This window comes from Nocardia fusca NBRC 14340 (assembly GCF_001618425.1).
Lineage (GTDB): Bacteria > Actinomycetota > Actinomycetes > Mycobacteriales > Mycobacteriaceae > Nocardia > Nocardia fusca.
On sequence record NZ_BDCU01000030.1, the window covers coordinates 125,527 to 149,197 of the forward strand.

Annotated in this window: 23 protein-coding genes; 15 read left to right on the top strand and 8 right to left on the bottom strand. The window is 69.1% G+C overall.

Going from position 1 to position 23,671, the window contains the following annotated elements:
* Positions 1-24 precede the first annotated feature (24 nt).
* Both moxR1 and NF4_RS19525 read right to left on the bottom strand, forming a co-directional pair.
* A complete protein-coding gene (gene moxR1 / locus NF4_RS19520) occupies positions 25-1,185 on the bottom strand; it encodes a chaperone MoxR1 (RefSeq protein ID WP_063128944.1) in 1,161 nt (386 codons plus the stop codon).
* Between the two features lie 342 nt (positions 1,186-1,527).
* Positions 1,528-2,124, bottom strand: coding sequence for an Rv1476 family membrane protein (locus NF4_RS19525; protein WP_063128945.1), 597 nt, complete (start codon positions 2,122-2,124; stop codon positions 1,528-1,530).
* Between the two features lie 349 nt (positions 2,125-2,473).
* On the opposite strand from NF4_RS19525, the gene NF4_RS19530 reads away from it, so the two are divergent.
* Entirely contained in the window at positions 2,474-5,308 is a 2,835-nt protein-coding gene (locus NF4_RS19530) for an aconitate hydratase (protein ID WP_063128792.1), read from the top strand.
* A 252-nt stretch (positions 5,309-5,560) separates the two neighbouring features.
* Positions 5,561-6,127, top strand: a complete 567-nt coding sequence (locus NF4_RS19535) for a TetR/AcrR family transcriptional regulator (protein WP_030520508.1) — start codon at positions 5,561-5,563, stop codon at positions 6,125-6,127.
* A 27-nt stretch (positions 6,128-6,154) separates the two neighbouring features.
* Here NF4_RS19535 and NF4_RS19540 read toward each other — a convergent pair whose 3' ends face one another.
* Entirely contained in the window at positions 6,155-6,661 is a 507-nt protein-coding gene (locus tag NF4_RS19540; protein ID WP_063128793.1) for a MarR family winged helix-turn-helix transcriptional regulator, read from the bottom strand.
* A gap of 70 nt (positions 6,662-6,731) precedes the next feature.
* On the opposite strand from NF4_RS19540, the gene NF4_RS19545 reads away from it, so the two are divergent.
* From NF4_RS19545 to NF4_RS19560, 4 genes are all read left to right on the top strand, one after another.
* Entirely contained in the window at positions 6,732-7,232 is a 501-nt protein-coding gene (locus tag NF4_RS19545; RefSeq protein ID WP_063128794.1) for a cupin domain-containing protein, read from the top strand.
* Positions 7,233-7,271: 39 nt separating this feature from the next.
* Positions 7,272-7,688 carry an acyl-CoA thioesterase gene (locus NF4_RS19550; RefSeq protein ID WP_063128795.1) on the top strand — a complete coding sequence of 139 codons (417 nt, stop codon included), beginning with the start codon at positions 7,272-7,274 and terminating at the stop codon, positions 7,686-7,688.
* A gap of 201 nt (positions 7,689-7,889) precedes the next feature.
* The gene (locus NF4_RS19555) at positions 7,890-8,330 is read left to right on the top strand and encodes a hypothetical protein (protein ID WP_063128796.1); all 441 of its coding nucleotides are present in this window, start codon (positions 7,890-7,892) and stop codon (positions 8,328-8,330) included.
* A 12-nt stretch (positions 8,331-8,342) separates the two neighbouring features.
* Positions 8,343-9,305, top strand: a complete 963-nt coding sequence (locus NF4_RS19560; RefSeq protein ID WP_063128797.1) for an MvdC/MvdD family ATP grasp protein — start codon at positions 8,343-8,345, stop codon at positions 9,303-9,305.
* Between the two features lie 81 nt (positions 9,306-9,386).
* Here the strand turns inward: NF4_RS19560 and NF4_RS19565 are convergent, their stop codons facing one another.
* Positions 9,387-9,620: a helix-turn-helix domain-containing protein gene (locus NF4_RS19565; RefSeq protein ID WP_030520514.1), complete on the bottom strand. Its 234-nt coding sequence runs from the start codon at positions 9,618-9,620 to the stop codon at positions 9,387-9,389.
* 82 nt (positions 9,621-9,702) lie between these two features.
* Complete coding sequence (locus NF4_RS19570; RefSeq protein ID WP_063128946.1) at positions 9,703-11,334, bottom strand: ABC-F family ATP-binding cassette domain-containing protein; 1,632 nt, start codon at positions 11,332-11,334, stop codon at positions 9,703-9,705.
* 193 nt (positions 11,335-11,527) lie between these two features.
* Between NF4_RS19570 and NF4_RS19575 the strand changes: the two genes are divergently transcribed.
* Positions 11,528-12,292 (top strand): SDR family oxidoreductase, encoded by a 765-nt coding sequence (locus tag NF4_RS19575; protein WP_063128798.1) that lies wholly within the window; start codon positions 11,528-11,530, stop codon positions 12,290-12,292.
* 81 nt (positions 12,293-12,373) lie between these two features.
* On the opposite strand, the gene NF4_RS19580 is transcribed toward NF4_RS19575, so the two are convergent.
* Both NF4_RS19580 and NF4_RS19585 read right to left on the bottom strand, forming a co-directional pair.
* Complete coding sequence (locus NF4_RS19580; protein ID WP_157120458.1) at positions 12,374-12,820, bottom strand: PaaI family thioesterase; 447 nt, start codon at positions 12,818-12,820, stop codon at positions 12,374-12,376.
* 185 nt (positions 12,821-13,005) lie between these two features.
* A complete protein-coding gene (locus NF4_RS19585; RefSeq protein WP_063128799.1) occupies positions 13,006-13,713 on the bottom strand; it encodes a hypothetical protein in 708 nt (235 codons plus the stop codon).
* A gap of 268 nt (positions 13,714-13,981) precedes the next feature.
* Between NF4_RS19585 and NF4_RS19590 the strand changes: the two genes are divergently transcribed.
* The 7 genes from NF4_RS19590 (at position 13,982) to NF4_RS19620 (ending at position 21,795) form a co-directional block, all read left to right on the top strand.
* The gene (locus tag NF4_RS19590; protein WP_030520519.1) at positions 13,982-14,359 is read left to right on the top strand and encodes a BlaI/MecI/CopY family transcriptional regulator; all 378 of its coding nucleotides are present in this window, start codon (positions 13,982-13,984) and stop codon (positions 14,357-14,359) included.
* 52 nt (positions 14,360-14,411) lie between these two features.
* A complete protein-coding gene (locus NF4_RS19595; RefSeq protein WP_063128800.1) occupies positions 14,412-15,350 on the top strand; it encodes a M56 family metallopeptidase in 939 nt (312 codons plus the stop codon).
* A gap of 97 nt (positions 15,351-15,447) precedes the next feature.
* The gene (locus tag NF4_RS19600; protein ID WP_084533280.1) at positions 15,448-16,701 is read left to right on the top strand and encodes a DEAD/DEAH box helicase; all 1,254 of its coding nucleotides are present in this window, start codon (positions 15,448-15,450) and stop codon (positions 16,699-16,701) included.
* A 49-nt stretch (positions 16,702-16,750) separates the two neighbouring features.
* A complete protein-coding gene (locus NF4_RS19605; protein WP_063128949.1) occupies positions 16,751-18,187 on the top strand; it encodes a GuaB1 family IMP dehydrogenase-related protein in 1,437 nt (478 codons plus the stop codon).
* 260 nt (positions 18,188-18,447) lie between these two features.
* Complete coding sequence (locus NF4_RS19610) at positions 18,448-19,842, top strand: hemolysin family protein (RefSeq protein WP_063128801.1); 1,395 nt, start codon at positions 18,448-18,450, stop codon at positions 19,840-19,842.
* A complete protein-coding gene (locus NF4_RS19615) occupies positions 19,835-20,899 on the top strand; it encodes a hemolysin family protein (RefSeq protein ID WP_063128802.1) in 1,065 nt (354 codons plus the stop codon). Before NF4_RS19610 ends, NF4_RS19615 begins: the two co-directional genes overlap by 8 nt.
* On the top strand, positions 20,896-21,795 hold the full coding sequence (locus NF4_RS19620; RefSeq protein ID WP_063128803.1) for a hypothetical protein: 900 nt from the start codon (positions 20,896-20,898) through the stop codon (positions 21,793-21,795). The genes NF4_RS19615 and NF4_RS19620 overlap by 4 nt, the downstream gene beginning before the upstream one ends.
* 168 nt (positions 21,796-21,963) lie before the next feature.
* Here the strand turns inward: NF4_RS19620 and NF4_RS19625 are convergent, their stop codons facing one another.
* Positions 21,964-22,608 carry a class I SAM-dependent methyltransferase gene (locus NF4_RS19625; RefSeq protein WP_063128804.1) on the bottom strand — a complete coding sequence of 215 codons (645 nt, stop codon included), beginning with the start codon at positions 22,606-22,608 and terminating at the stop codon, positions 21,964-21,966.
* 479 nt (positions 22,609-23,087) lie between these two features.
* On the opposite strand from NF4_RS19625, the gene NF4_RS19630 reads away from it, so the two are divergent.
* Positions 23,088-23,558 carry a DUF3592 domain-containing protein gene (locus NF4_RS19630; protein WP_157120459.1) on the top strand — a complete coding sequence of 157 codons (471 nt, stop codon included), beginning with the start codon at positions 23,088-23,090 and terminating at the stop codon, positions 23,556-23,558.
* Positions 23,559-23,671: the final 113 nt, after the last annotated feature.

Below are 23,671 nucleotides of genomic sequence, written 5' to 3' on the forward strand. Positions count from 1 at the left end.
GGGCGCGGGGGTCCGGCGGCCGGGTCACTGGTGCTGGTTCGTGCCGGCGGTCTGCGGCACCTGCGGCGCCGGCGGCTGCTGCGGCGGCGCGGGCGGCCGGTTACCGTTCTCGGCGATGGGCGCGACGCCGCCCGTCGCCACGGCCTGCGGCGCGACCTGCGGGAGCCCGACGGTCTGCAGAACCCGCTGGATCACGTCCTCCGGGCTGATCTCGTCGGCGAGCGCGTCGTAGGACAGCACCAGCCGGTGCCGCAGCACGTCGGGTACGACCTCGATGACGTCCTGCGGGACCACGTAGTCGCGGCCGCGGATGAGCGCCACGGCGCGCGCGGCGGCGATGATGCCGAGGCTGGCACGCGGCGAGGCGCCGTAGGCCACCCAGTTCGCCACATCGTGCATCCCGAATTCGGCCGGCACGCGGGTCGCGGAGATCACCCGGACCACGTAGTCGACCAGCGCGTGGTGCACGAAGGTGTTCGCGGCCAGTTTCTGGAGGCGGATGAGTTCGGTCGGCTCCAGGATGCGGTTCGGTTCCGGCGGGGTCACACCCATCCGGTAGATGATCTCGCGCTCCTCCTCGACCGAGGGGTAGTCGACGACGACCTTGAACAGGAAGCGGTCGCGCTGCGCTTCCGGCAGCGGGTACACGCCCTCGCTCTCGATCGGGTTCTGGGTGGCCATCACCAGGAACGGATCGGGCATCGGGTAGGTCTTGCCGCCGATCGACACATGCCGCTCGGCCATCACCTCGAGCAGCGCCGACTGCACCTTGGCCGGGGCGCGGTTGATCTCGTCGGCGAGGACGAAATTCGCGACCACGGGGCCGAGTTCGGTATCGAACTCCTCGCGGCCCTGCCGGTAGATGCGGGTACCCACGAGGTCGGTCGGGACCAGGTCGGGGGTGAACTGGACGCGGGAGAACGAACCGCCGACCACTTTGGCGAAGGTCTCGACCGCGAGCGTCTTGGCGATACCGGGGACGCCTTCGAGCAGAACGTGTCCCTTGGCGAGCACTCCGACGAGCAACCGCTCGACCAGCCGGTCCTGCCCGACGATGACCCGCTTGACCTCGTAGATCGCCTTCTCGAGGGTCTGGACGTCACGCTCGAGGGTGCTCGAAGCAGGCGTTGGCGGTCGTTTCGCCAAATCTGCCCCGCTGACACCGTCCGTCGAAGTCACCAACATCCCCGCTTTCGCCTTGGTCCTGTGCGTGCTGTCACAACTATTCCAGGTGATGGCCGCGGATGCCGCAACCGGCTCCACTGTCGGGAAATTCGCCGTCGTTCGCGGACGGTTTCCCGGCGGGGCCGGCAGGGCTTCCGGTGCTACAGCGGGCGCCGTCACCCACTCCTGTTCGACCATACGTACCGATACGGCATGGTGCCCGCCGTAGCGGTTGTCGAAACCTGTCCGGCGCGACCCGGGGTGCGCGCCGGCCGGCGTCGCGCGGCCCACGGGCCGCGGCGGCCGACGGGGGCGCGGTAGGACAGGGGCGGCCCGGTACGCCCACCGGGCGGCCGGTAGCGGTTACCGTGCGGCCGGTGCCAGCTCCGGATCTTCGGTGCGCTGGGTGCGCGGGCCCGGCGCCGCGTCCGCGGGCTGCGGCCCGCCCGCGCGGCGGGCCTTGACCCAGTACAGACCGCCCACCGTCAGCACCAGTCCGGCCAGGAGCACGATCGTGATCTCGGTCCAACTCACCGCCGGTGTCTGTTCCAGGCGGTGCACCAGGGTTTGGGCGGCTTGTTCGGTCTTTCCGCCGGTGAACTTGGACTTGTCCTCGGCCCACTCCAACCGGACCCGGCTGATCGAATCGCTGGTGGTGCCGATCCAGTCGTCGCTGAAGACCGCGACGGTGCCGTGCTGGAATCCGGCCACCTCCGTGGCGAGATCGCGCAGTTCGGAGTCGTGTCCCGGATTGCCGTCGAGCACCACGATGCTCAGATCGATGCCGTGCGCCCGCGCATCGGCCACGATGGCGGCCAGTTCGCTCTGATCGTCGCCCTCTGGCGTGGCCACTCCGTTGTCGGCGAGATCGGTCCGAACCTCTTCGAGGGTCTTCGAATCGAACCCGTCCGGCAGTTTGGTGGCCTTGAGGGAGAAGGCCGAGGTGTGGGTGACGGTCATCTTCCATCCGGTCTGGTCGAGCCGCATCGTCCGACGACGCGACGGGGAATCCGCTACTGGCACGAACAGCCGGGGTACCCGTCGGTACCGCCCGGCTAACTCGGACCAGCTCGAGAGCAGATTACGCGACGCGTGAGCGGTTACCCGACACCCGGCACGCCCGACGACGGGGCGTGCCGCCCGACCGCCTCGACAGACCGCCCCGCGATTTTCATAGGACAAGCGTACTGTTAGGGTTGGGAACCGCGGGGAACCGGCGCCTTCCCGGGCCGGCACCTCATGCCAGAGACGTACCGCCGCCGGCACAGCCCCGCCGACGGCGTCCGCACACCCGACAAGTGGAGCTGACGTGACGAAAAGTATCGATACTTTCGGCGCCAAGGGCAACCTCGAGGTCGGAAGCAACTCCTACGAGATCTTCCGGCTCTCGGCCGTACCCGGCACCGAGAAACTCCCGTACGCACTGAAAGTTCTCGCCGAGAACCTGCTGCGCACCGAGGACGGCGCGAACATCACCGCCGACCATATCCGCGCGCTGGCGGACTGGGACCCCGAGGCCCAGCCCAGTATCGAGATCCAGTTCACCCCGGCCCGCGTGGTGATGCAGGACTTCACCGGCGTGCCCTGCGTGGTCGACCTCGCCACCATGCGCGAGGCGGTCTCGGCCCTCGGCGGCGATCCGGAGAAGGTCAATCCGCTCTCCCCCGCCGAAATGGTCATCGACCACTCGCTCATCCTCGACGTCTTCGGCCGCGCCGACGCCTTCGAGCGCAATGTCGAACTCGAATACGAACGCAACGGCGAGCGCTACCAGTTCCTGCGCTGGGGTCAGGGCGCGTTCGACGATTTCAAGGTCGTCCCCCCGGGTACCGGCATCGTGCACCAGGTGAACATCGAATACCTGGCCCGCACCGTCATGGTCCGCAACGGCCAGGCCTACCCCGACACCTGCGTCGGCACCGACTCGCACACCACCATGGTCAACGGCCTGGGTGTGCTGGGCTGGGGTGTCGGCGGTATCGAGGCCGAGGCCGCCATGCTGGGCCAGCCGGTCTCCATGCTGATCCCGCGCGTGGTCGGCTTCAAGCTCACCGGTGAGATCAAGCCGGGCGTCACCGCCACCGACGTGGTGCTCACCGTCACCGATATGCTGCGCAAGCACGGTGTGGTCGGCAAGTTCGTCGAGTTCTACGGCCAGGGCGTGGCCGAGGTCCCGCTGGCCAACCGTGCCACCCTGGGCAATATGAGCCCCGAGTTCGGCTCCACCGCGGCGATCTTCCCGATCGACGAGGAGACCATCAACTACCTGCGCCTGACCGGCCGCACCGAGGAACAGCTGGCGCTCGTCGAGGCCTACGCCAAGGAACAGGGTATGTGGCACGATCCGGCCGCCGAACCCGTCTACTCGGAGTACCTCGAGCTCGACCTGAGCACCGTGGTGCCCTCCATCGCCGGTCCGAAGCGCCCGCAGGACCGTATCGCGCTGGACGAGTCGAAGATCGCGTTCCGCAAGGACATCTACAACTACGTGCGGGATCAGCACCCGACGCCGCATTCCCAGCTGGACGAAGCGGTCGAGGAGTCGTTCCCGGCATCCGATCCGGCGTCGCTGTCCTTCGCCGACGACGGCGCTGTCGACGTGCAGTCGGCGGCGCACGGCTCTGTCGGCGTGCAGTCTGCGGCGCTCAACTCCGAGGGCCGGCCGTCCAATCCGGTGCGGGTCGTCTCCGAGGAGCGCGGCGAGTTCATCCTGGATCACGGCGCGGTCGCCGTCGCGGGTATCACCTCCTGCACCAACACCTCGAACCCCTCGGTCATGATCGGTGCGGCGCTGCTCGCCCGTAACGCGGTCGAGAAGGGCCTGTCCACCAAGCCGTGGGTCAAGACAAATATGGCCCCCGGCTCGCAGGTCGTCACCGACTACTACGAGAAGGCCGGCCTGTGGCCCTACCTGGAGAAGCTCGGCTTCTACCTGGGTGGTTACGGCTGCACCACCTGCATCGGCAACACCGGTCCGCTGCCGGAGGAGATCTCCAAGGCGGTCAACGAGAACGACCTCACCGTGACCGCGGTACTGTCCGGTAACCGCAACTTCGAGGGCCGCATCTCCCCCGACGTGAAGATGAACTACCTGGCCTCCCCGCCGCTGGTCATCGCCTACGCGCTCGCGGGCACCATGGACTTCGATTTCGGGAACGACCCGCTGGGCCAGGACCCCCAGGGCAACCCGGTGTTCCTGAAGGACATCTGGCCCTCGGCCCAGGAGATCGACGACACCATCAAGTCGGCGATCAGCCAGGAGATGTTCACCAAGTCCTACGCCGACGTCTTCAAGGGCGACGAGCGGTGGCGCAGCCTGCCCACCCCGGAGGGCAACACCTTCGAGTGGAGCGACGACTCCACCTACGTCCGCAAAGCGCCCTACTTCGACGGTATGGGTATGGAGCCGGAGCCGGTCACCGATATCAAGGGCGCGCGCGTGCTGGCCCTGCTGGGCGATTCGGTCACCACCGACCACATCTCCCCGGCCGGCGCCATCAAGCCGGGCACCCCGGCGGCCGATTACCTCGACTCGCACGGCGTGGCGCGCAAGGACTACAACTCCCTGGGCTCGCGGCGCGGTAACCACGAGGTCATGATCCGCGGCACCTTCGCCAACATCCGGCTGCGCAACCAGCTCCTCGACGACGTCTCGGGCGGTTACACCCGCGACTTCACCCAGGAGGGCGCTCCGCAGGCGTTCATCTACGACGCCTCGCAGAACTACCAGAAGGCCGGTATCCCGCTGGTCGTCCTGGGCGGTAAGGAGTACGGTTCCGGCTCCTCCCGCGACTGGGCCGCCAAGGGCACCCGCCTGCTGGGTGTGCGCGCCGTGATCGTGGAGTCGTTCGAGCGCATCCACCGCTCGAACCTGATCGGTATGGGCGTCATCCCGCTGCAGTTCCCAGAGGGCGAATCGGCGAAGTCGCTGGGTCTCACGGGTACCGAGGTCTTCGATATCGCGGGTATCGAGGAGCTCAACGCGGGCACCACACCGTCCACCGTGCACGTCACCGCGACCAAGGACGACGGCTCGAAGATCGAGTTCGACGCGGTGGTCCGGATCGACACCCCCGGTGAAGCCGATTACTACCGCAACGGTGGCATCCTGCAGTATGTCCTGCGGAACATGATCAGGCCCTGATCACGCTGTGTTGCACGGCGCCGCCTCCGGCGGCGCGTGGTCGCGCCCCCGAAGTCTCGTCGGTGCGCACCCGGGACTCGCGCCTACGGCGCATCCGCCACGGGTCCGCACCGACGAGACGGGCACAGCTCGTAGAACCCGCTCCCGACCGGGGCGGGGCGTCGGCACGTCACTTGTTCGTTCGCTCGTAATCTGAGGGCCCCGCGCGGTGAATCCGCCGCGCGGGGTTCGTATATCCGTTGAAGGAGCACGATGCCCAAGGTCAGCGACGATCATCTGGCTGCCCGGCGTTCACAGATACTCGACGGCGCCCGCCGCTGCTTCGCCGAGTTCGGGTACGACGGCGCCACCGTCCGGCGCCTGGAAGATGCCATCGGCCTGTCCCGCGGTGCGATCTTCCATCATTTCCGGGACAAGGACGCGCTCTTCTTCGCCCTGGCCCAGGAGGATGCCGAGCGTATGGCCGAGGTGGCGGCCAACCAGGGTCTGGTGCAGGTGATGCGGGATATGCTCGCCGACCCGCAGGAGTACAACTGGCTGGGCACTCGGCTCGAGATCGCCCGGCGGCTGCGGACCGATCCGGAGTTCCGCGCCGGCTGGACCCAGCGTTCGGCGGAGCTGACCGCGGCCACACTGGCCCGCCTGGAGCGGCGTAAGGCGGCCGGCGCCCTGCGCGACGATGTGCCCACCGATGTCCTGCTGGGCTATCTCGATCTGGTGCTGGACGGACTCATCGCCCGGATCGCCTCGGGCCACACCAACGAAAACCTCACCGCTGTACTGGATCTGGTCGAGGCCTCGGTACGCCGCCGCCCCTGAGCGTGCGGGAGCGGGACCGCGTCCCGCTCAGTCCCCGGCTTCCAGTGCGGTGAGCAGTTTGCCCGCGATCCGGTCCAGTTCGCCGCGTTCGGCCGCGGTCAGCGCCGACAGCATCCGTGTCTCGTTCGCGGTGTGCTCGGTGACCACCGTATCGACCAGTTCCCGGCCCGCGTCCGTGAGCGCGACGCGGACCGCCCGGCGGTCCTCCGCGTCCGCGATCCGCCGCACGTAACCCGCCGACTCCAGACGGTCGAGGCGGCCCGTCATGCCCGCACGCGACAGCATCAAGGTGTCGGCCAGCGCGGACGGGTTGAGTTCGAACGGCGCACCGGATCGCCGCAGTGCCGCCAGGACGTCGAATTCGCCGCGCCGCAGGCCGTGGGCGAAGAAAACCGTCTCGATCGCGCGTTCGGCGACCACGGCGAGCCGCCCGAGGCGGCCGAACACCACCATCGCCGCCAAGTCGAGGTCGGGGCGTTCCCGCCGCCACTGTCGTTCGATCGCATCGATCGCATCGGATCCGGATTCGGCCATGGACAAGATTCTATTCGCTGCCATATAGTTAGATCGTTAACTATATGGCAGCGAATCATGAGGAGCATCCATGCCCGCCACCCCCGAACCCACCGCGATCCGGCAGTCCGGTGACGCCGAGACGCTGCGCACCGGGCCGGTCACCATGCGGCTGCTCATCGACGCCGAACAGGCCCACGGCGCGGTGAGCACCCTGGAGGTCACCATGGACCGCGGCGCCGACGGCGCGGCACCGCATTTCCACACCCTGTCCGGCGAGCTCTTCTACGTCGCCGACGGCGAACTCCAGCTGATGACCGGGGACCGCATCCTCACCATCGGCGCGGGCGGCTCGGCCGTCGTACCGAAGACGACCATCCACGCCTTCGGCGCCACCCCCGACAGCGGGGCTCGCATCCTGATCGCCCTCATACCCGGCGTTCAGCGTTTCGGGTACTTCCGGCTGCTCGAGCGGATCGCGCGCGGCGAGGCCACCCTGGACGAACTCGCCGCGTCCCAGGACGAATACGACAACCACTTCGTCGACGCGCCCCGATGGTGGCAGGAACGCACCACCCAGCGGCGGCGCTGAACCGGGAACAACCGCGGCCGCCGGAGGGTTCGCACCGCTATGACCTTCTCCGTCCCCGTAACCGTCCGCGGCTACGAACTCGATGTCCAAGGCCATGTCAATCAGGCGGTCTACCTGCAGTACGCCGAACACGCCCGCTGGGAGTTCCTGCTCGCCGCGGGCCTGCAGGCCGACAAACTGGTGGCGGCACGGGTGGGGCCCGTGGTTCTGGAGAGCACCATCAAGTACCGGCGGGAGCTGCGCGGCGGGGACGAATTCCGGGTCACCTGCGCATTCGAATGGGGTAGCGGGAAGACCTACCGCATCCGGCAGGAGATGATCCGCACCGACGGCACCCTCTCGGCCGAGGTGTCGGTGGTCGGCGGCCTGCTGGATCTGGACGCTCGCCGGTTGGTCGCCGATCCACCCGGCCGGTTCCGTGAATTGGCCACGCATCCGGACATGCTCGGACTCTGACCGCCGGGCCGCCACAACGGCACACGGTCCCCGGACGGCACAGCTACCGGACAGCCTCCGCCGCAGAACAATCTGCGGACGCAAGATCAGGTATCCGAACAGGGGAAATCCGGCGATATCGGCTTCCGCAGCCGCCGCGCGGCGTTATGATCCGGACGCACTCGGGTCGTGGCACACCGCCGGCAAGATCGGAGAATCCAGATGACCGATGCCCTCCACCTCCTCGAGACCCCCGGATGCGGTGCGTTCGCCACTCTCACCGGTGTCCTGGTCGGCGAATCCGACCGGGATATCCGAGTTCGGGTGGCAGACGGGACGTGGACCTTGTGTCGCGACGATGTCCTGGCGATCCGGTTCGTCGACGAGCACGCCACCGGCCGGCGCGTGCACGTGGACATCCGGCCCGGCGTCACGGCCGATTTCACCCGCCGTCTGCGTATCGACGTGGCGGAGCGGCCGATGACCCTGGCGGCGCCGCCGTCCGAGACCTTCGGTGACCGGCAGCTGCGCCAGCTCACCGCATTTTGGGCCCGGCGACTCGACCTCGCCGACACACCCGAATTCCCCGCGACGTTCACCTGCGCCCAGACCAGGTCGCGCAACACCAGCGACGACGGCGTCCACAGCGACAGCTTCGACTGAACGGCGGGCGCGATGAGCACCGTGCCGGCCCGCGGGGTCCTCATCGTCTCCGAAGCCGACGATCTGCACGCCGCGGCCATGGTGGCGACCCTGCGCGAACAGCACGCGATGTCGCCGCTCCGATGGGACCTGCGTGATTTCCCGCGTGAGCCGGGCAGTTTCCGGCTCGGGGCGGCCGGGGTCGAACGGTCGCTGGCGGGCCTGGCCGGTCTGGACGAGGTCGGATCGGTCTGGTGGCGGCGCCCGCATCCGAGCTCGGTACCGGCCGGGGTGCGCGCCGACGACAACGCCTACCGCCAGGCCGAATGCGACGCTTTCGTCCAGGGCCTGCTGTGGTCGCTGGGCGCCCAGTGGATCAACGATCCGGGCAACGACCGGATCGCCCATCGCAAGATCGTGCAACTCGATACCGCCCGGCGGGCCGGCTGCACGGTCCCGGACACACTGGTCACCAACGATCCGGACGAGGCCCGCGAATTCATCGAAACCTGCGGCAGCCGCGTGGTTTTCAAACGTACCGGCACCTCCCGCGCCGAATTCTCCGAAACCCGGCTGGTCGGTACCGCCGATCTGGACCGGCTCGGCAGTATCCGCTGGGCGCCCACCACCTTCCAGCGCTATATCGATCCGGAATGCGATCTGCGGGTGGTGTGGGTGGACGGGCAGGAGTGGGCGGTGCGCATCGATTCCCGCGCCGGGGCCGGACGCGTCGACTCCCGGCTGGACACCTCGGTCGATTTCGTTCCCACCCTGCTACCGGCCGCCGTCAGCAAATCGCTGGCGACGCTGATGGGCACGCTGGGGCTGAGTTTCGGCGTCCTGGATCTGCGGGTGGGCCTCGACGGCGAGTACTACTTCCTCGAGGTCAACCCGCAGGGCCAGTTCGCCTATCTCGAGATCAAGACCGGGCTGCCGATCTTCACCAGTCTCGCCAACCTCCTGGTGTACGGAGACGGGGCCGTATCCGGCTGGTAAGGACCGCGGCCGATCGATCCACGCACAGCCACTCGCCGCCGGGCGTAGGTCCCGGCGGCGGAGCCTGCGAATACGGTGCGGCTAGCGGGATTTACGGCGGTTGGCGCCGCCACGGCTGCGGAGCTGCACATGCGACTCCGTCAGCACATTGTGGATGAACCCGTAGGAGCGGCCGGTCGCACGTGCCAGCGACCGGATACTCGCCCCCGCCTCGTATTGCTTCTTCAACTGGGTTTGCAGGCGATCCCGTGACTTACCCGTGACCCGGGTGCCCTTGCCCAATGTGCTCTTGCTCTGTACCGGCCTGTCGCCCATGGCTTCCTCCGAGTCGCCGAGCAGCGTCACTCTCAGGCTAAGCACTCGGCGACCATCCGGCAATGAGTTCTTGTGATGAAACTCACGCGAGCTGAATCAATTCCAGGTACTCGGCCGACCAGTGGTCCTCGGTGCCGTCCGGCAGCAAGATCACCCGCTCCGGGTTCAGGGCCTCGGCAGCGCCCGGATCGTGGGTCACCAGCACCACCGCGCCCGCGTAGGTGCGCAGTGCGTCGAGGACCTGTTCGCGCGAGACGGGGTCCAGGTTGTTGGTGGGCTCGTCGAGCAGCAGCACATTGGCCGCCGAGGAGACCAGGCCGGCCAGGGCGAGCCGGGTCTTCTCACCGCCCGACAGTGTCCCGGCGGGCTGCTCCAGTTGCGGCCCGGTGAACATGAAGGCGCCGAGCAGACCACGTAACTCCTGCTCGCCCGCGTCCGGCGCCGCGTGCCGGATGTTCTCCCAGACCGTGGCCGTATCGTCCAGGGTGTCGTGTTCCTGCGCGAAATACCCCACCTTGAGGCCGTGACCGGGCACGAGTCCCCCGGCGGTGGGTTCCTCGGCGCCCGCCAGCAGCCGCAGCAGTGTGGTCTTGCCCGCGCCGTTGAGGCCGAGCACCACCACACGGCTGCCGCGGTCGATGGCCAGGTCCACGCCGGTGAAGATCTCCAGCGAGCCGTAGACCTTGGTGAGGTTCTCCGCCATCAGCGGCGTCTTTCCGCAGGCGGCCGGTTCGGGGAACTTGATCCGGGCGACCTTGTCGGCCACGCGGACCTCGTCCAGTTCCGCCATCAGCCGATCGGCGCGCTTGGCCATATTCTGCGCGGCAACGGCTTTGGTGGCCTTGGCGCCGAGTTTCGCGGCCTGGGCGCGCAGCGCCGACGCCTTCTTCTCGGCATTGGCCCGCTCGCGGCGGCGGCGCTGTTCGTCGGTGGCGCGGGCGTCGAGGTACTTCTGCCAGCCCATGTTGTAGACATCGGCCTCGCCACGCACCGCGTCCAGGAACCACACCTTGTTGACCACGTCGGCGAGCAGATCGACATCGTGGCTGATCACGATCAGGCCACCGTCGTGGTTCTGCAGGAAACCGCGCAACCAGGTGATGGAATCGGCGTCGAGATGGTTGGTGGGCTCGTCGAGCAGCAGCGTGGTGTCGGAACGGCCGCCGCTGCCGTCGGAGGCGGCGAACAGGATGCGCGCCAGTTCGATTCGCCGCCGTTGACCGCCGGACAGCGTACGCAGCGCCTGGTCCAGCACCCGGTCCGGTAGTCCGAGACTGTTGCAGATCCGCGCGGCCTCGCTCTCGGCCACATAACCGCCGAGCGCGGAGAAGCGGTCCTCCAACCGGCCGTATTTCCGGACGGCACGTTCGCGTTCGGTCTCGTCGGCCAGTTCGGCCATCAGCGCCTGCTGCTTCTCCATATCGCGGATCAGCGCGTCCAGTCCGCGCGCCGAGAGCACCCGGTCGCGGGCCAGGACATCGAGATTTCCCTCGCGCGGATCCTGCGGGAGGTAACCGATATCGCTGGACCGCGTGATCGTCCCGGCGTACGGTTCGCCCTCTCCGGCGAGGATGCGCAGCGTGGTGGTCTTACCGGCGCCGTTACGCCCGACCAGGCCGATCCGGTCGCCGGCCTGTACCCGCAGCGCCGGTCCGGGCGCGGACAGCAGGGTACGGACGCCGGCCCGGACCTCGAGGTCGGTCGCGGTGATCACAGATATCTCCTTGGAAACACGGGTTGGGGGCAGTGGCCCGGTGCGCCCGACAGTGGGCCCATCCACCGATCATCGGATGTCTCCGGACACGGAACCATCGATTTTACCCGGACCACGACACTGCTCCGCCCCCGGCGGCCGGGGCGATCCGCGCCCGCCGAGGTCACCGGCGCGCACGGTAACGTGCCCGGATATGAGCACCGATCTGTTGGGCAAGAGTGCGCTGGTCTCCGGAGCCAGCCGTGGTATCGGCTACGCGGTGGCCGCCGAACTGCTGAGCCGGGGCGCGAATGTGCTGATCACCGCGCGCAAGGCCGAACCACTGGAGAAGGCGGCCGCCGAACTGCGGGCGCTGGGACACCAGGGCGAGGTCATCGCCCTGGCCGGTAACTCCGGCGACGACGAGGCACGTGCCGCCGCGGTGCAGCGCGCGGTCGCGGAGTTCGGGTCGCTGGACATCCTGATCAACAACACCGGGATCAACCCGGTCTACGGCGCGCTGATGGAAGCCGATCTGGACGCGGTGCGCAAGATCTTCGATGTGAACGTCGTGGCCGCGCTCGGCTATATCCAGCAGGCGTACAAGGCGTGGATGGGCGAGCACGGCGGCGCCGTGGTGAACGTGGCCAGTGTGGCCGGTATCCGCTCCACCGGTGTCATCGCGGCGTACGGCGCTTCCAAGGCCGCACTGATCCGGCTCACCGACGAGCTGGCCTGGCAGCTCGGCCCGAAGATCCGGGTCAACGCGGTGGCGCCCGGTGTGGTGAAGACCAGTTTCGCCGACGCGCTGTACTCGGCGGACGAGGAAGCCGCCGCGCAGGTGTACCCGATGAAGCGGCTCGGTTCGCCGGAGGACGTGGCCCGGCTGATCGCGTTCCTGGCCTCCGATCAGGCGGCGTGGATCACGGGCGAGACGGTGCGGGTCGACGGCGGGCTGCTGTCGACCGGCGGTATCTGAATCGATCGACGAGGGCCGGGGCAGTGCTGACAGACACTGCCCCGGCCCTCGGTGTTCCACCGGCCCTCGGCCGGCCCGTGTTCAGGAGCGATGGGGCAGATTCTGCAACCGGACCTGACCGCGTGCGACCAGCCGCCCGTCCGCGTCGGTGACCACCACCTGCCACAGCTGCTGCAGACCGCCGCGGTGCAGCGGGGTGGCCTCGGCGGTCAGCTTCCCGTCGCGCACCGCACGCAGGAAATCGGTGTTGTTGTTGACCCCGACCACCACACCGCGCTCGCCGTACCAGGCGGCGCCGCCGGTGCTGGCCAGGGTTTCCACCACGGTGCACAGCACTCCGCCGTTCTGGATACCGGCCGGCTGGTGCAACTGCGGCGTGACCGTCCATTCACCGCGGACGCGGTCGGGTCCCAGCTCGGTCACGTGCAGACCCATCAGATCCGCGAAAGTCCCCTTGTTGATCTCGTTGAGTTGTTCGGCACTGAGATCGGCCATCGACATCGGGGGGCGGGTCTGCTGTTCGGTCATGGCTCCACAATCGCATGTGGATCCGAGGCCGGGAGCACGGGCCGGTGGGCGGCGGCGGAAAGAGAGCGGCGGACCCCACCTCGGAGATGGGGTCCGCCGCAGGCATTGGATCGGGGGTCACCGCAGCCCTCGGGACTCTCGCGCGATCCGTACGCCGCCTACGACTATAGGGCAGGCTTACCTAACTAGGCAACACGTTGGGCGCGCCTGATCGCCATTCCGCGCTCCTCCAGCGCCATCAGCAGCCCCTGCCCCCGGCGCGCACCTGCCACGGGATCGGTCCCGGCCAGGTCCGGAACGTAAGTGGTGGCCCCGGAAACGGATTCGGCCACCAGCGCCCAGAACCGGCGCGGACTCAGCCCCGCACACCGCGCCAGCGCACCTTGGATCAGCAGCAGCGAAGGTTCGCAGCGGTAGGCGAGCCACACCCACATCGCCCGCTCGCACGGCAGCGAGACCACTCCGGGCGACCCCTCCAGCGGGTCGCCGGCCACCACGCGGATGGTGGTGTCGGTCAGGCCCGCCCAGTCGATACCGCCGTCGTTGTCGGTGTGGATCCACACATTCTCCAACCCGGGATCCCAGGCCCGGCCGTCGGCGACCCATAACGCGGCAACCCGGCCGAGCACGGCATGGATGAACGCGGTGGCCACCACCTCCGAGGCGGCGGTCGCACTGATCATCTCCGCGGCGTGCCGTCGGTACATCAGGTCGATCCGACCCTCACGCAGGCCCGTGGACAGCGCCCACCAGCGACGTTTGCCCTGTTCGGCCATGGCCGCGGCGGCATAGACACGAGGATGCTCCGGCTGCAGGGACCGTAACCGGGAACACGCCGACCCGAATGCCGCCTCGTACGGACGGGGGATGCGCACAGTGGCGAGTTCGGACATTCGAACCTCCTCGAGATCGGCGTCGCAGCAACGACTTGATCGAAAGATAGGTTAGCCTTACCAGACCTAGCAAGTATTTCCCGCCGGGGAGGAAGTAACGGATCCGTGACGCCCCCGGCCCGTCCGGCGTGCGCCGCGACCGCCGAGCGCACTCGCCACCTCCATCACAGGACCGGCATTTCCGGTGCTCGACGCCCTATGACAATTCCCACGCCGTTACGACACCCTGTAGTACGGCACAGTGTCGTTGGCGTCGTAAAATCAAGAGATGGCTGGACTTGGTGAACTCGAGAAAGCGGTTATGGACCAACTGTGGTCGGCCGATGAACCACAAACGGTCCGGCAGGTGCACGAGGCCCTGTCGGCGCGCCGCGAACTCGCGTACACCACGGTGATGACCGTGCTGCAGCGTCTCGCGAAGAAGAATCTGGTGGTACAGCGGCGCGACGACCGCGCCCACCGGTACGCTCCGGTACACACCCGCGACGAGCTGGTGGCCGGTCTCATGATGGACGCGCTGCAACAGGCCGACGAGGCCGGTAGCCGGGCCGCGGCCCTGGTGCACTTCGTGGAGCAGGTCGGCAAGGACGAGGCCGCGGCCCTACGGGACGCACTCGCTAAGCTCGAAGCAACCGAGGACAGATAGCCGCGCCGCATCGACCTCGGACCCTGGCCCCACAACGCAGTGAGCAGAGTCGATGAACGCAGCAGCACCGGCCTTCGCCGTACTTGCCTTGCTTCTCGCCGGTCCCGTCCCGGAATCACTCAGCCGGGCGACCTGGACCTATCGCGTCCCGCGCGCCGCCCTCGTGCTCTGGCAGGCGATCGCGCTGGCCGCTGTGCTCAGCGCGTTCAGTTCCGGGCTCGCCATCGCCGCCGAGCTGCTGGTCCCCGGGCCGGACGGTCGCCCCACCACCAAACCCACCGATGAGATCGATGCGCTGGGCCTGCCCCTGTGGCTGGCCTATGTGTCGGTGTTCATGCTCACGCTGCTGATCGGCGCCCGGCTCGTCTACGCCTCGATCCGGGTGGGGGTACACACCCGGCGCCGCCGCGCCCACCACCGCATGCTGGTCGATCTGCTCGACCAGAGCGGCCCGTTCCGGCGCGCCGCCGATATCCGGGTCCTGTCGTCCACCGAACCGATCGCCTACTGCCTGCCCGGGCTGCGGCGGCGGGTGGTGGTCAGCGCGGGCACCCTCGACAACCTCACCGAGCAGGAGCTCACCGCCATCCTCAGCCATGAGCGGTCGCATCTGCGGGCCCGCCACGATCTGGTGCTGGAGGCGTTCACCGCCGCGCACGAGGCCTTCCCGCGGTTCGTCCGGAGTAAATCCGCGCTGGATTCGGTGAAACTGCTCATCGAGCTGCTCGCCGACGATTCCGCGGTCAAGGTCACCGGCCCGAAACCACTGGCCCGGGCCCTGGTGGCCTGCTCGAAATCGACCGCGCCGCAGGGCGCGCTCGCGGTGGGCGGGCCGAGCACGCTGATCCGTATCCAGCGCCTGGCCGGTCCACTCGGTGATCTCCGGATCGCCAGTGCCGCCTATCTCGCCTCGATCGCCATCCTGGTGGTACCGACCCTGGCCGTCGCGATTCCCTGGCTGGTCGAACTGAGCCGGTTGTTCCGTGCCTGATCGCCGCCCGCCGGAGACCGGAAGCTCGACCGATCCGCACCCGGGTGCCGCCCGCACTCCCCCGCCCTTCGCCGACCTGGGCCTGCCCGTACTCACCGTGCAGGCGTTGCGCCGGGAAGGCCTGACCGATCCGCTACCCATCCAGGCGGCGGCCGTCCCCGATGCGCTGGCCGGTCGCGATGTGCTCGGCCGGGCGCCCACCGGGTCCGGCAAGACGCTGGCGTTCGGGCTGCCCATGCTCGCCCGCCTCGCCGGAGTCCCGGCCATCGCCCGTGCCCCCCGCGGTCTGATCCTCGCTCCCACCCGGGAACTGGCTCTGCAGATCGAACAGGCGCTGGCACCGTTCGCACTGGGACTGCGGCTCGGCACCGCGGTGGGCGGGATACCCGTGTCCAGGCAGGCGGAGAAGCTGCAGCGGGGGGTGGACCTGCTGATCGCCACCCCGGGCCGCCTGGCCGATCTGGTCGATCAGGGCGCGGCCGTACTCGACGCGGTCCGCGTCACCGCGGTCGACGAAGCCGACCATATGGCCGATTTCGGGTTCCTGCCGCAGGTACGACGGCTGCTCGATCTGGTGCCCGGCGACGGCCAGCGACTGCTGTTCTCCGCGACCCTCGACGACGAATCCGTCCGGGATCTGGTCCGCCGCTACCTGCGTGACCCCGTCACCCACACCGTGGCCCCGGAACCGGAGACCACCCCCGCGACCCATCACATCCTCTGTGTCGAACCGGCGGACAAACCGGCCGTCCTCGCCGAGATCGCCGCCCGCGACGGCCGCACGCTGCTGTTCGCCCGTACCCAATACGGGGCGGAGAAGCTCACCCGCCGACTGCGCGACCAGGGCATCCGCGTCGCGGCCCTGCACGGCGGCAAGGCCCAGAACCGCCGCATCCGCACCCTCGCGGCCTTCGCCGACGGGGGTATCTCCGCCCTGGTCGCCACCGATATCGCCGCTCGCGGGATCCACGTGGACGCGGTCTCACTGGTGGTCCACGCCGACCCGCCCGCCGACGCCAAGGACTACGTACACCGGGCCGGCCGGACGGCCCGGGCGGGCGCGAGCGGCACGGTGATCACCGTCGTCACCCCGGACCAGCGGGCCGAGGTGGCCGCGCTGACGCGGGCGGCGGAGGTCCCTGTGGTGGAACACACGGTGCGACCGGGCGACCGGGAGGTCCGCCGGCTCACCGGCGCGCGCACCCCGCCGGGTCCCGAAGCGGCGAAAACTCCCGAGGTACCGCCCCCGGCCGCGCGCGGCCACTTCCGCGGGCCGGGGGCCCGGGGCCGGGGTGGCGCCGGGAAACCGGCACCGGGCCGCCGGCCGCACCGCCCCCGCCGAGCCAAGTGAAACCGTCGGGCCCCCACGCCGGAGAGCCGTCCCGATTACCATGGGCGCAGTGCAGTTTCTCCCCGGACAACACCCGCCGTACGACCTGACCTACAACGACGTCTTCCTGGTTCCGAACCGCACCGATATCGCGTCCCGGTTCGACGTCGATCTCGCGACGGCCGACGGCTCGGGCACCACCATCCCGCTGGTCGTCGCCAATATGACCGCGGTCGCCGGCCGCCGCATGGCCGAGACCGTGGCCCGGCGCGGCGGGATCGTGGTGCTCCCGCAGGATCTGCCCAACAGCGCCGTCGCCGAGACCATCGCCTTCGTCAAGAGTCGCTCGCTGATCGCCGACACTCCGGTCACGCTCACCGCCGATCACTCCGTCTCCGATGCGCTGGCGCTGATCCACAAGCGCGCGCACGGCGCGGTCGTGGTGGTCGACAACGGACGGCCGGTCGGGCTGGTCACCGAGGAGGCCTGTGCCGATGTCGATCGGTTCGCCCGGCTGCACGAGGTCGCCACCACCGATTTCGTCACCGTCCCGGCGACCACCGAGGCGTCCGATATCTTCGACCGCCTCGAGGCCGCGCATTCCGGCCCCGCCGTACTCCTCGCGCCGGACGGCACCCTGGCCGGCGTGCTCACCCGCACCGGCGCGGTCCGGCACGGCATCTACACCCCGGCCGTCGACGACGAGGGCCGGTTGCGGATCGCGGCCGCCGTCGGGATCAACGGCGATGTGCCCGCGAAGGCCAAGGCGCTGGTCGACGCCGGCGCCGATGTCCTGGTGGTGGACACCGCGCACGGGCACCAGGTGAAAATGCTGGAAACGCTGAGCGCGATCCGGGACCTCGGCCTCGGTGTACCGCTGGTCGCCGGGAACACGGTCTCGGCCGAGGGCACCCGGGATCTCGTCGCCGCCGGCGCCGATATCGTCAAGGTCGGCGTCGGGCCCGGCGCCATGTGCACCACCCGCATGATGACCGGAGTGGGCCGGCCACAGTTCTCCGCGGTCGCCGAATGCGCGGCGGCGGCCGCCGACCTGGGCGCCCACGTCTGGGCCGACGGCGGGGTCCGCCATCCCCGCGATGTCGCCCTGGCACTCGCGGCGGGCGCGTCGAACGTCATGATCGGCTCCTGGTTCGCCGGAACCTACGAATCGCCCGGTGACCTGCGGGTCGATCGGGACGGCCGCGCGTACAAGGAAAGCTTCGGAATGGCCTCCAAACGTGCGGTCGCCGCGCGGACCGCCGCCGATCGCGGCTACGACCGCGCCCGTAAGGCGCTGTTCGAGGAGGGCATCTCCAGTTCCCGGATGCTGCTGGATCCCGAGCGTCCCGGCGTCGAGGACCTCATCGACCACATCTGCTCCGGGGTGCGCAGCGCCTGCACCTACGCGGGCGCCCGTGATCTCGCGGAGTTCCGTGAGCGCGCGGTGGTCGGGGTGCAGTCGTCCGCCGGGTTCGCCGAAGGCCGTCCGCTGCCGGGCGGGTGGTGACCCCGGCCACACCGCCGCGCGCCGCCGCCCACGCGACCGTGCGTCCGCGCGCACGGTCGCGGTAGCATGAGAATCGCCGGCGACCGCCGGCCGTAATCATCAGGACGAAAGGATCCAGTTGTCACCCGCGTCCGAGGGCGCCACTCAGGAGGGCTCATCTATCGAGCCGGGTGACAGACCCGGCGTCCTCCGCTGCACGAGCCTCCCCGCTCCGGCCTTTTCCCCATCGCTGATATCGATGCCCGCCGGGGGGTGGTGAGATGGCCGTCGTACTCACCGTCCTCAGCCTCATCGGGTTCGTGGCGCTCACCGCCGGCACCGCGTTGTTCGTGGCTGCCGAATTCTCCCTCACCGCCCTGGAACGCAGTACCGTCGAAGCGCACGCGCGCGACGGCGATGTGCGGGCGCGGGCGGTCCGGCAGGCCCACCGCACCCTCTCCTTCCAGCTGTCCGGCGCCCAGCTCGGCATCACCATCACCACCCTGATCACCGGTTATATCGCCGAACCCGTACTGGCGCGGTTGCTCGAACCGCTGTTCACCGTGCTCGGTGTCCCGGATTCCGCCGCCACCGGTATCGCCCTGGTCCTGGCGCTGATCCTGGCGACCTCGCTGTCGATGATCTACGGCGAACTCGTCCCCAAGAACATCGCCATCGCCGCGCCCATGGCCACCGCGCGGGCCACCGCCGGACCGATGGTGGCGTTCTCGGCGGTGTTCAAACCGATGATCCAGTTCCTCAACGGCACCGCCAACTGGGCGGTCCGCCGGTTCGGGGTGGAACCCGCGGAGGAACTGCGCTCGGCGCGCTCGCCGCAGGAACTCGGTTCGCTGGTGCGCACCTCGGCCCGGCACGGCGCTCTCGATCAGCGCACCGCACAACTGCTGGACCGCTCCCTGCAGTTCGGCGAGCGCAGCGCCGAGGAGCTGATGACCCCGCGCGTGAAAATCGAAGCCCTGGACCGCACCGACACCATCGGTGATCTGCTCGCCGCCGCCGCCCGCACCGGCTACTCGCGGTTCCCGGTGATCGACGGCGACCTGGACAACACCCTGGGTGTCGTGCACGTCAAACAAGCATTCACCCATCCGGCGCGCACCCGGGCCGGTGTGGGTCTCGCGCAGATCGCGCAGCCGGTGCAGGTGCTCCCGGCCAGCCTCGACGGTGACGAGGTGCTGGAACGGGTTCGCGCCGACGGTATGCAGGTCGCGCTGGTCGTCGACGAATACGGCGGCACCGCGGGCCTGGTCACCATGGAGGACATCATCGAGGAGATCCTCGGCGATGTGCGCGACGAGCACGACGAAGAAGAACGCGAGGTGCGCCGGGTCTCCGACGGCTGGGATTGTTCGGGCCTGCTGCGCATCGACGAGGTGACCCGGGCGACCGGGTACATCGCTCCCGAGGGTGAGTACGAAACCCTCGGTGGTCTGGTGCTCACCCGGCTGGGCCGGATCCCGGTGGCCGGCGACACCGTGGTGCTGCCGGAGCGCGGCCACGAACGCCGCCACGGTGACGGCCAGGGCGGCTGGCTGGCCCGGGTGGAACGGATGGACGGACGCCGCATCGACCGGATCCGCCTGGTTCCGGCCGACGCCGAGGCGGTCGCCCAACGCGAACAGCAGCTCACCGGCCGGGAGGTCCGCCATGGGTGATCTCTTCGGAGTGGCACTGACCGTGGTCCTGCTGGCGGGGAACGCCTTCTTCGTCGCCGCCGAGTTCGCTCTCATATCCGCCCGTCGCGACCGGCTCGAAGCGCTGGCCGCGCAGGGAAAACGCAACGCCGACACTGTGATCCGGGCCGGGCAGAATCTGTCGATGATGCTGGCCGCCGCGCAGCTGGGCATCACGATCTGCTCGATCCTGCTGGGCCGGGTCGGCGAGCCGGCGGTGGCCCATCTGCTGGAGCATCCGTTCGAGCTGGCCGGGCTGCCGGAGGCACTGCTGCATCCGGTGTCGTTCGTCCTGGCCCTGACTATCGTGGTGATCCTGCACATTCTGCTGGGTGAGATGATCCCGAAGAACATCGCGCTCGCCGGCCCCGAACGCAGCGCGCTTCTGCTGGTGCCGCTGCATCTGGCCTGGCTGCGGATCGCCCGGCCGCTCATCGCGATCTACAACTTCGCCGCGAACCTGTCACTGCGGATGCTGCGCATCGAGCCCAAGGATGAACTCGAGGCCACGGTCTCGAGCGACGAACTGGCCGAGATGATCGGCGAATCCCGCTCCGAAGGCCTGCTGGACGAGGAGGAGCACCGCCGCCTCACTCAGGCACTGGGTACCGGGGAGCGGTTCGTCGCCGAGGTCATGGTGCCGCTGACGCAGGTGCGCACGATACCGCTGCGCGCCCACGGCACCACCCTCGGCGATATCGAGAACGCGGTCGCCGAAACCGGCTTCTCGCGGTACCCGGTCCGCGCCTCCGACGGTTCCCTGGTCGGATACCTGCATGTCAAGGATGTGCTGGACAAGGTCTCCGACGAAACCGCGGGCCCCGGCACCGAGATCCCGCGCACCGATATCCGGCCGCTGCCCACCGTGCTGATGGGCACCACCCTCTACGAGGCACTGGCCCGGCTGCGCCGCACCAGCAGCCATCTGGGCCGGGTGGTGGACGCGCGGGGCAATACGGTCGGCATCGTCGCGCTCGAGGATCTCGTCGAGGAGTTCGTCGGCACCGTCCGCGACACCACGCACCGGGTCGCCGAATGACGGCTGCGGCCATCGGATCGGTGCTCGGCGCGGCGGAGTGGCGGATGCGCGCCGCGGCGCACCGTGATCGCCTCGACGCCCTGGCCGGCCCGTACCTGCGGGCGCGGGCCGCCGGGGCGAAACATCCGGTGCTCGATTTCCTGTTCACCTACTACGGCCACAAGCCGGCCCGGTTGCGCCGCTGGCATCCCGGTTTCGGGGTGGCGCTGGCCGGGGCCGCCGAGTACGACGGTCTGCGCGGATATCAGCGGATCGACGAGCCCGGCGCGGACGCCGAGCCGGTGGTGACCGTCGATCCGGAGTTCCTGCGGTCCCGGGCCGGCACCCTCACCTATATCGCGGATCTGCTGCGCGCGACCGCGTCCCGGCCCGCTCAGCTGTCCTGTTTCGGTCTGCACGAATGGGCGATGGTGTACCGCACCGGGGAGGTCCGCCACGATTCGGTACCGCTGCGGCTCGGCGCGGCGGGTACCGACATGGTGGTCGAATCGATGCCGGTGCGCTGTACCCATTTCGACGCGTTCCGGTTCTTCACTCCGGCCGCGGTCCCCCGGAACAACCGGCAGCTGACCCGCGACGACCAGATACACACCGAGCAGCCGGGTTGCCTCCACGCCAATATGGATTTGTACAAGTGGGGTTTCAAAGCGACTCCGCTACTCGCCTCGGAGCTGCTCCTCGACTGTTTCGCGTTGGCGCTGGACGCCCGGACCCTCGATATGCAGGCCAGCCCGTACGACCTTCGCGAACACGGATACGAGCCGGTGCGGATCGAAACCCCGGCCGGGCGAGCCGAATATGTGCGCCGCCAAGCCGAGATCACGAACCGGGCGGGCCTACTGCGGCAGCGGTTGCTCGCGAGCCTGGATTCCCTGCTGGAACGAGTCTCCGAGTAGCGGGCCGGTCCGACCCGAAATCACCCCACCACACCGCTGGACCGGGTCGGTCGACAACAGTCCGATCCGTGCGCGGCCGGACGCTGCCCGCTATGCCCCGGTTCCTGCCCTCCGGCCGGACCCACCCCGCGTAGGGTCCCACCTCGAAAGCCGACCGGTTCCGGCCGGTCAGCTGGTCTGTTCGGGTTTCCGGGCCAGCACCCGGAACACCACTCCACCGCGACCGGTGCGGGCGAAATGTTCGAGGGTGAACCCGGCGGCGGTGAGGTAGCCGACCGGCTCCCGGGTGAGATGGTCCGCCGCGAACCGCACCGCGAGCGGTTCGGCCAGGCGCATCAGCGCCGCCACCGGTCGCGCGCGGGCCGGACCGTGCTCGACCGCGACGAACACCCCACCCGGGCGCAGCACCCGCCACGCGGCCACCGCGGCAGCGCCCGGGTCGGGAATCGTGCAGAAGGTGTAGGTGGAGACCACCGTATCCACGGATTCGGCAGGCAGATCCAGCCGCTGCGCGTCCCCGTGCCGCAACTCCACCGGCACCGATGCCGAACGGGCGCGCGCGAGGCCGAGCATCCGCTCGGACAGGTCCACTCCGATCACCCGCTCGACCCCGGCACCGTAGAGCGGCAGATTCAACCCGCTGCCCACTCCGATCTCCACCACCGCCCCGCGGGCCCGTTCGATCGCCCATCGGCGCGCATCGCCGAGCAGGACCCGCTCGGACCATCCGATCTGACGGTCGTATCCGTCGGCGAGACGGTCGAAGATATGTTCCACACGGTCCAGTTCACCGCGGGCTGTGTTGCCGGACATACACCCAGGAAACCAGCCCGGGCCGCGCCGGCACATCAGGGAAACCCCCGAATCGGCGCCTGCATCGCATATCGGGACGACCGGGGTTGCGCCCGGCCGACCCACCCTGCAACCACAGGTCCCGAGACGCCCGGCAGCCGTGCGATCCAGCGGTCGTCCGCGAGATCACCCCGACTTCCCGCAGAATCCGCGCCACACGAAACCGACAGGGAACAGAGGATCGGCAGTCGTACCGGGAAGCCATTGCGGTGCGGGGCTGTCCGGCCGGTGACGTGCTGGGCCGAGTCCAGGCAGCGAGGACCCCCATCGTGCCGCCGGCATCGGCCCAGCCCCTCCGGGTGGAGCAGCGGGCTCGGTAACCGGCGGCGGGCTCGGTAACCGGCGGCGGGCTCGGTAACCGGCGGCGGGCTCGGTAACCGGCGGTGTCCACCCGGTGTCCCACTAGGATTACCTGTGCGGGGCTTCCAGGAAGGACTGTCGTGCAACGTTCTCTCTCCCCCGGCGTCGACGCCAATCGACTCGCCATCGCACTGATGGGAGTGATAGCGATCCTGTTCGCCGCGGTCCCGATCGGTTACAACGCGCTGTTCCTGGCGAATTCACAGATCGCGACGGGCACCGCGGTCGAGTTCGGTCAGGAGCTCACCGACAACACCAAGGGCAGCCGGCCGACGGGCACCTCCACCGTCATCGAGTTCACCACCGCCGCCGGAGAGACAGTCCGCTTCGACGGCGGCCCGGCGGCCTCCTCGCTCTATACCGATCTCGGTGACCATGTTCCGGTCCGCTACGACCCCGGCGACCCGGACCACGCGATGGTCGACGAAGCGTTCCTCTTCGTCCGTCTCACCTACCTGCCGCTGATCTTCGCCGCCCTCGGCGCCGCCGCGCTCGTGACGGTCGCGTGGGGGATGCTGCGATCCCGGATCCGGCAGTCGGCCATTCGATAGCACGACAGGATTCGGTAGGGGTAGGTGTGGCCAGGATCAGGGGGCGTGACCGGTTGCGACTCTGGTTCGACCGGACGATGGATCGCGGGACTCCGGCGTTGGTCGGCCGGCTC

Bases quoted from the DNA above. Each gene is read 5' to 3' on its own strand.
- moxR1 (WP_063128944.1), bottom strand. From the start codon at position 1,185: ATGTTGGTGACTTCGACGGACGGTGTCAGCGGGGCAGATTTGGCGAAA.
- NF4_RS19525 (WP_063128945.1), bottom strand. From the start codon at position 2,124: ATGACCGTCACCCACACCTCGGCCTTCTCCCTCAAGGCCACCAAACTG.
- NF4_RS19535 (WP_030520508.1), top strand. From the start codon at position 5,561: ATGCCCAAGGTCAGCGACGATCATCTGGCTGCCCGGCGTTCACAGATA.
- NF4_RS19540 (WP_063128793.1), bottom strand. From the start codon at position 6,661: ATGGCCGAATCCGGATCCGATGCGATCGATGCGATCGAACGACAGTGG.
- NF4_RS19545 (WP_063128794.1), top strand. From the start codon at position 6,732: ATGCCCGCCACCCCCGAACCCACCGCGATCCGGCAGTCCGGTGACGCC.
- NF4_RS19550 (WP_063128795.1), top strand. From the start codon at position 7,272: ATGACCTTCTCCGTCCCCGTAACCGTCCGCGGCTACGAACTCGATGTC.
- NF4_RS19555 (WP_063128796.1), top strand. From the start codon at position 7,890: ATGACCGATGCCCTCCACCTCCTCGAGACCCCCGGATGCGGTGCGTTC.
- NF4_RS19560 (WP_063128797.1), top strand. From the start codon at position 8,343: ATGAGCACCGTGCCGGCCCGCGGGGTCCTCATCGTCTCCGAAGCCGAC.
- NF4_RS19565 (WP_030520514.1), bottom strand. From the start codon at position 9,620: ATGGGCGACAGGCCGGTACAGAGCAAGAGCACATTGGGCAAGGGCACC.
- NF4_RS19575 (WP_063128798.1), top strand. From the start codon at position 11,528: ATGAGCACCGATCTGTTGGGCAAGAGTGCGCTGGTCTCCGGAGCCAGC.
- NF4_RS19580 (WP_157120458.1), bottom strand. From the start codon at position 12,820: ATGACCGAACAGCAGACCCGCCCCCCGATGTCGATGGCCGATCTCAGT.
- NF4_RS19585 (WP_063128799.1), bottom strand. From the start codon at position 13,713: ATGTCCGAACTCGCCACTGTGCGCATCCCCCGTCCGTACGAGGCGGCA.
- NF4_RS19590 (WP_030520519.1), top strand. From the start codon at position 13,982: ATGGCTGGACTTGGTGAACTCGAGAAAGCGGTTATGGACCAACTGTGG.
- NF4_RS19595 (WP_063128800.1), top strand. From the start codon at position 14,412: ATGAACGCAGCAGCACCGGCCTTCGCCGTACTTGCCTTGCTTCTCGCC.
- NF4_RS19610 (WP_063128801.1), top strand. From the start codon at position 18,448: ATGGCCGTCGTACTCACCGTCCTCAGCCTCATCGGGTTCGTGGCGCTC.
- NF4_RS19615 (WP_063128802.1), top strand. From the start codon at position 19,835: ATGGGTGATCTCTTCGGAGTGGCACTGACCGTGGTCCTGCTGGCGGGG.
- NF4_RS19620 (WP_063128803.1), top strand. From the start codon at position 20,896: ATGACGGCTGCGGCCATCGGATCGGTGCTCGGCGCGGCGGAGTGGCGG.
- NF4_RS19625 (WP_063128804.1), bottom strand. From the start codon at position 22,608: ATGTCCGGCAACACAGCCCGCGGTGAACTGGACCGTGTGGAACATATC.